General features: G+C 74.0%; 7 protein-coding genes and 2 pseudogenes. 4 read left to right on the top strand and 5 right to left on the bottom strand.

Annotated features, from left to right (window positions below; all coding sequences use genetic code 11):
- From AC2W7G_RS08175 to AC2W7G_RS08165, 3 genes and pseudogenes are all read left to right on the top strand, one after another.
- Positions 1-294: hypothetical protein (locus AC2W7G_RS08175; RefSeq protein WP_485867994.1), on the top strand; the 294-nt coding region annotated here is incomplete at its 5' end.
- Positions 192-728, top strand: a pseudogene (locus tag AC2W7G_RS08170) (NUDIX hydrolase); the annotation flags it as partial. The gene AC2W7G_RS08175 and the pseudogene AC2W7G_RS08170, both read left to right, overlap by 103 nt.
- Positions 729-837: 109 nt before the next feature.
- Complete coding sequence (locus tag AC2W7G_RS08165; protein ID WP_485867993.1) at positions 838-2,022, top strand: arginine deiminase; 1,185 nt, start codon at positions 838-840, stop codon at positions 2,020-2,022.
- A gap of 123 nt (positions 2,023-2,145) precedes the next feature.
- Here the strand turns inward: AC2W7G_RS08165 and AC2W7G_RS08160 are convergent, their stop codons facing one another.
- Positions 2,146-2,988 (bottom strand): DUF5926 family protein, encoded by an 843-nt coding sequence (locus AC2W7G_RS08160; protein WP_485867992.1) that lies wholly within the window; start codon positions 2,986-2,988, stop codon positions 2,146-2,148.
- Positions 2,989-3,031: 43 nt separating this feature from the next.
- Positions 3,032-3,427, bottom strand: a complete 396-nt coding sequence (locus AC2W7G_RS08155; protein ID WP_485867991.1) for an ATP-binding protein — start codon at positions 3,425-3,427, stop codon at positions 3,032-3,034.
- Positions 3,428-3,559: 132 nt separating this feature from the next.
- Here AC2W7G_RS08155 and AC2W7G_RS08150 point away from each other — a divergent pair.
- A pseudogene (locus AC2W7G_RS08150) lies at positions 3,560-3,853 on the top strand (rhodanese-like domain-containing protein); the annotation flags it as partial.
- A 90-nt stretch (positions 3,854-3,943) separates the two neighbouring features.
- Here AC2W7G_RS08150 and AC2W7G_RS08145 read toward each other — a convergent pair.
- From AC2W7G_RS08145 to AC2W7G_RS08135, 3 genes are all read right to left on the bottom strand, one after another.
- The gene (locus AC2W7G_RS08145) at positions 3,944-4,222 is read right to left on the bottom strand and encodes an HU family DNA-binding protein (protein ID WP_485867990.1); all 279 of its coding nucleotides are present in this window, start codon (positions 4,220-4,222) and stop codon (positions 3,944-3,946) included.
- 105 nt (positions 4,223-4,327) lie between these two features.
- On the bottom strand, positions 4,328-4,996 hold the full coding sequence (gene aat, locus AC2W7G_RS08140) for a leucyl/phenylalanyl-tRNA--protein transferase (RefSeq protein WP_485867989.1): 669 nt from the start codon (positions 4,994-4,996) through the stop codon (positions 4,328-4,330).
- Positions 4,997-5,024: 28 nt separating this feature from the next.
- Positions 5,025-5,555, bottom strand: a complete 531-nt coding sequence (locus tag AC2W7G_RS08135; protein WP_485867995.1) for a phosphotransferase — start codon at positions 5,553-5,555, stop codon at positions 5,025-5,027.
- Between the last annotated feature and the right edge of the window lie 100 nt (positions 5,556-5,655).

Genomic DNA, 5,655 nt, shown 5'->3' with positions numbered 1-5,655 from the left:
GCGCCGCCCGAGCAGCCGGCACCTGCTCGAGCTGGCCGGCGCGTGCGGGACCTCGTCCAGGACGGGCCGACCCGCGGCGCGCGGGTGGTGCAGCTCTGGCTGCGGATCGGTCTCGTCGCGGCCGCCACGGTCGTGCTGACGATGAAGGACGCCGAGGCGCTGCCCACGCGCGGCGTGGCCTGGACCGCCCTGTGGGTGACGGTCGCGGTCGCCGCCGCCGTGCCGTGGGACGACGCCCGGGACCTGTTCCGGCTGCGGTCCGGACGGCTGCAGTCGACCGTGAGAGTGAGGTGAGCGACGTGGCCGAGCAGGACTGGGACGTGGCCTGGAGCGACGGGAAGCTGGAGGTGCAGACCCGCCAGGCCGACGGCTACCTGCTGCGCCGCGTGGTGTCCGTCCGGCCGCACGCCGGCGCCGTCGTGGTCGTGCAGGACCCGCAGGACCGCGTCCTGCTGATCGAGGTGGAGCGACCGATCGTCGGCCGTCGACTGCTCGAGCTGCCCCGAGGCACCTCCGACCCGGGCGACGCCGGTCCCGTGGCCACCGGGCTGCGCGAGCTCGCCGAGGAGACCGGCCTGCGGACCGACGAGGCCGAGCCGCTCGGCACCGTGTGGCCCGACTCGGGCCTGCTCGGGGACGCGGTCGAGGTCGTCCTCGTCCACGACGCCCAGCCCGACCCCCGTCTCACCGCCGAGCACGACCACCTGCACTGGCTCACGCTCGACGAGCTCGACCTGGCCGTCGCCGACGGCCGCGTGCGCGACGCCATCTCGCTGGCCGCCCTCGCGCTGCTGCGAGCGTCCCGAGCGGACCGGTCCGGACGCGCTAGGGTCGCGCATGCTTGGCGCCGACACCGAGGTGGGCCGGCTGCGCACCGTGATGCTGCACCGGCCGGGCGACGAGCTCGCCCGCCTCACCCCCCGCAACAACGACTCGCTGCTGTTCGACGGCATCCCGTGGGTGGGCCGCGCGCAGGAGGAGCACGACGCCTTCGCGCAGGCCCTGCGCGACCACGACGTCGAGGTGCTCTACCTGCGCGAGCTGCTCGTCGAGACGCTCGCGGACGAGACGGCGCGCACGGACGTCCTGGACTCCACGCTGGCCGACCGCCGGCTCGGCGACACGCTGCGCCGCCACCTGCGCGAGCACCTGGCGCAGGCGCACCCCGAGGACCTCGCCCAGGTGCTCGTCGCCGGGCTGCGCAACGACGAGGTGAAGCACCGCTCGATCGTCACGGGCCTGCTGCGCGCGGACGACTTCCTGGTCGACCCGCTGCCCAACCTGCTGTTCACCCGCGACTCGTCGCTGTGGCTGCGCGACCGCGTCGTCGTCACGAGCCTGGCGATGCCGGCCCGCGTCCGCGAGACCCAGCTGACTCGGCTCGTCTACGCCCACCACCCGCGGTTCGCCGGCACGCCGGTGCAGCACGGTCCCGACGCCGAGCACCTCGAGGGCGGCGACGTCCTGGAGCTCGCCCCCGGCGTGCTGGCCGTCGGCGTCGGCGAGCGCACCACGCCGGCCGGGTTCGAGCGGTTCGCCACGGACGTGCTGGCCGCCGACCTCGCCCGCACGGTGCTGGCCGTCCCGATCGCCCAGGACCGCGCCACCATGCACCTGGACACGATCGTCACGATGGTCGACCGCGACACCGTCGTCATCTACCCGACGATGGCCGACTCGCTGCAGGCCTACGCGGTGACGCACGACGGCGACGAGCTCGTGGTGGCCCCCGCACGTCCGTTCTTCGAGGCCGCCGCCGACGCGATGGGCATCGAGCGGCTGCACCACATCGACACCGGGCTGGACCCGGTCACGGCCGAGCGCGAGCAGTGGGACGACGGCAACAACACCCTCGCGATCGCCCCGCGCGCCGCGATCGCCTACGAGCGCAACGAGCAGACGAACGCCCGGCTCGCCGAGCACGGCGTCGAGGTGGTGCAGATCAGCGGGTCCGAGCTCGGCTCGGGCCGCGGCGGACCCCGGTGCATGAGCTGCCCGGTCTCCCGCGACCCGCTCGACTGAGCGCCTCGCCCCCTCCGGGGAGCGGTGAGCGAGCAACCCCACGCGCCGGTGGGCGGTGGCTCAGCAACCGAACGAGTCGTCGATCCGGTTGCCAGGTCACCGCTCCCGACCAGCGGCGACGGCTCAGCGGATGGTGAGCTGGCGGCTGGCCAGGCCGTTGCGCGCCGAGCGCTGCTCGGACGTGAGCGCGGAGTCGTCGGCCAGCGCCTCGTCCAGACGTCCGCCCAGCGCGGCGATCGCGTCCTCGACGGCGCCCGCCTCCTGGCCCTGCTCCATCTCCCAGACCGGCACGAGCAGGCCGTGGGCGCGGAACATGCCCAGCAGGCGCGTGTCGTCGCCCAGCGTCGCGGCACCGGCGACGTGCAGCCGCGCGAAGGCGTCCAGCAGCGGCGCCTCGTCGTGCGGCAGCACCCAGCGCAGGAAGACCCGCTCGCCCATGCGCACCCAGTAGGCCGCCTCGACCGACGACAGGCGCACGGTGGGGGCCACGGACTGGTTGGCCTGCTCGAGCATCGCCGCGGTCTGCGCCGAGTCGTCGGTGCCCTCGACCCAGAACTCGAAGCCGTCGTGGACGGTCACGTCGAAGGACTGACCGGGCTCGACGAGGTCCTGCAGCCGCGGGCCGACGCCGGGGTCGGTCATCGCGACGGGGTTGCCCGGCTCGGTGTCCGACGCCAGCTCCAGCACGTGCGCGAGGTCGCGGCTCACGTCGCCGAAGTTGTGCGGCACCTGCAGACCGAGCCACACCTCCCCGTCGGGCCGGCGGATGCCCGCGGTGCCGCCGGGCAGCAGCGAGCACACCTTGACCGGCTGCTCGTGGCCCTGGACGCGCACGTGCGCGGTGGCGGCGGGGACGATCTCGCGCAGCGCGACCCAGTCGCACTCGCCCGGGAGTCCCTGGAAGGTCCGTGCGACGAACGGCATGCGCTCGCGGGACGGCTTGACGCGTCGTGACTTCTTGCCCACGAGCGACGAGCCTAGGCCACGGCGGACCGGCGGACGGCGTCGGTCAGGACTTGCGCAGCGACAGCATCGCGTTGACCCGCGTGCCCTCGCCCATGTCGACCCACCAGCGGTCGGCGACACGGCTGATGATCGACAGCCCGCGGCCGGACAGCGAGTCGGCGTCGAAGTCGACCGGCTTGAGCGGACCGGCGTGGCCGCCGTCGGTGACGCTGAGCTCGAGCAGGCCCTTGGCGATGCTCCAGCGGATCTCCATCGTGCCGTCGGGTCCGGGGACGCCGTGGCTGACCGCGTTGGCGATCATCTCGCTGAGCACGATGAGGGCGTCGTCGATGACGTCGCTGGACGCGTGGTTCTGGGTGAGGAAGGCGGCGAGGCGGGTGCGCGCGATGCTCGGCGTGGAGCGCTCGAACGGGAGTCTGACGACGTCCTGACGCGCCACGTCGTGCCTCCCTTCGCGTGCCGTCCGGGGTGGACGCGCCGCCTGGTCCCAACCTACTCGCGGGCCGTCGGACCCGCAGGACGACGGCCACCGAGGCAGGAGCCTACCGGGCGGGCCGGGCGGGACGGCACCATGGAGGGCATGAACCCGCACGAGATCGCGTCGACCACCGTCGACCAGCTGCCTGACCCGCTGCCCGACGACCTGGTCGTCCTGGACGTCCGCGAGGACCACGAGTGGGAGGCCGGGCACGTCGAGGGAGCCGTGCACGTCCCGCTCGCCCAGGTGCCCGAGCGCGCCGGCGAGCTCGACCCGCAGAAGCGCACCCTCGTGGTGTGCCACCTGGGCGGACGCTCGGCGCGCGCCACCGCGTACCTGCACCAGCTCGGCCACGACGTGGTGAACCTCGAGGGCGGCATGGACGCCTGGCAGGCCGCCGGACGCCGACCTCTGAAGCCCACGACGAGGCCCCCGGACCCTGCTGGGTCCGGGGGCCTCGTCGTGGGGGCAGCTGCCTTACTTGGCGGCGGCCTTCAGCTTGGAGCCGGCGCTGACCTTGACGCCGAAGCCGGCGGGGATCTCGATGGTCTCACCGGTGGAGGGGTTGCGGCCGGTGCGAGCCGAGCGCTCGACGCGCTCGACCGAGAGGATGCCGGGGATCGAGACCTTCTCGCCCTTGCTCACGGCGTCGAGCAGCACGTCGGCGAGGGCGGACAGGACCGAATCAGCGTCGGACTTCGTCGTGCCCGCCTTCTCGGCAAGGGCGGAAACCAGGTCGCTGCGGTTGATAGCCACGAAAGAACTCCTAGTGGTGGGTCGAATACGCGTGTCAGTCTACGGACGGCTCCACGCGCCGCACGCACGAGGCGCGCCGGGAAAATCTTGAAAATTCGGTGAAATTCAGCGCCACGGGTCCGGTCGGGGGGCCTCGACGAGGTCCGGGAGCGCCGCGAGGTACCGCTCACGGGGCCACTCGACCACCCCGAGCGAGGCCAGGTGCGGGGTCTGCCACTGCACGTCGACCAGCCGTCCGGGGCCCGCGGCCTGCCCGCCCATGAGCTCGCACAGGGCCACGAGCGCGACCTTCGAGGCGTCCGTCGCCCGGTGGAACATCGACTCCCCGGCGAACAGCCCGCCCACGTTCAGCCCGTACAAGCCGCCGACGAGCCGGCCGTCGGCGTCCCACGCCTCGACCGAGTGGGCCCACCCCAGCCGGTGCAGGCGCACGTACGCCTCGCGGATCGCGTCGTCGATCCACCCGCCCGGGCGCGAGGGGTCGGCGCAGGCCTCCACGACGTCCTCGAACGCGCGGTCGACGGTGGTCTCGTAGCGGCGACAGGACTTGCGCAGCGACCGGGTGACCCGCAGGTCGGTGGGGTGCAGCACGCCCCGGCGCACCGGCGACCACCACAGCAGCTCGCCGTCGTCGGGCATGGGGAAGGCGCCCGTGCGGTAGGCGCCGACGATCGTCTCGGGGTCCAGGTCGGCGCCGGCGCCCACGAGGTCCTGGGGCGGCCAGGAGGCCGGGTCGAGGTCCCACCGCGACGGCCCGAGCGGCTCGGGGCTCACGGGGTGCTCCCGCTCGGCGCTCGCCGGCTCACGGCCACGGCTCCAGGACGTTGGTTAGGTGGCGCAGCGGCGCGTCCCCGTACTCGGCCAGCTCGTCCTCGCCGGCCTCGAGCAGCGACGTCCACCAGGTCAGCGCCCGGTTGACCGGGTGGGTGAGGGCGGCCGCGGTCATGAGCTCGTCCAGCTCGGCGACCGACAGCTCCCACTCCAGGCGGTACCCCTCGACGACGGCCGGCCAGTCGAGCGTCCCGCCGTGGCGCACGATGCCGTAGGGCACCATCAGCACCTCCACCGCGTGCGCCCACTGCGCGTCGCCGAAGTCGAACAGCCGCAGGCGTCCGCCCTCGACGAACACGTTCCAGGGGTGGGCGTCGCCGTGCTGGAACGTGGCCGGCACCGGGCCGTCGGCCAGCCGGGCGGCGGCGTCGGCCACGAGCGGACGCGCGGCGCGCAGCTGGTCGGCCAGGTCGGCGTCGACGTGGGTCGGGTGCGACGGGTCGAGCGCCGTGACGTCTCGACCAGGCGGTCGAGCCGGTCCGCGACGGTGGACGGCGAGCAGTCCGGCCAGGCCCGCGCGACGAGCGCGTCGCGGTGGGCCACGACCCGGCGCTGCAGCCGCGCGGCGCCGCGCAGGACGTCACGCCACTGCTTCCTCGGTG

Source organism: Aeromicrobium sp. PFPM2_SD2 (assembly GCF_057364525.1).
The sequence above is the reverse complement of the archived record's forward strand: the minus strand, read 5'-3'. Positions and strand labels throughout refer to the sequence as shown.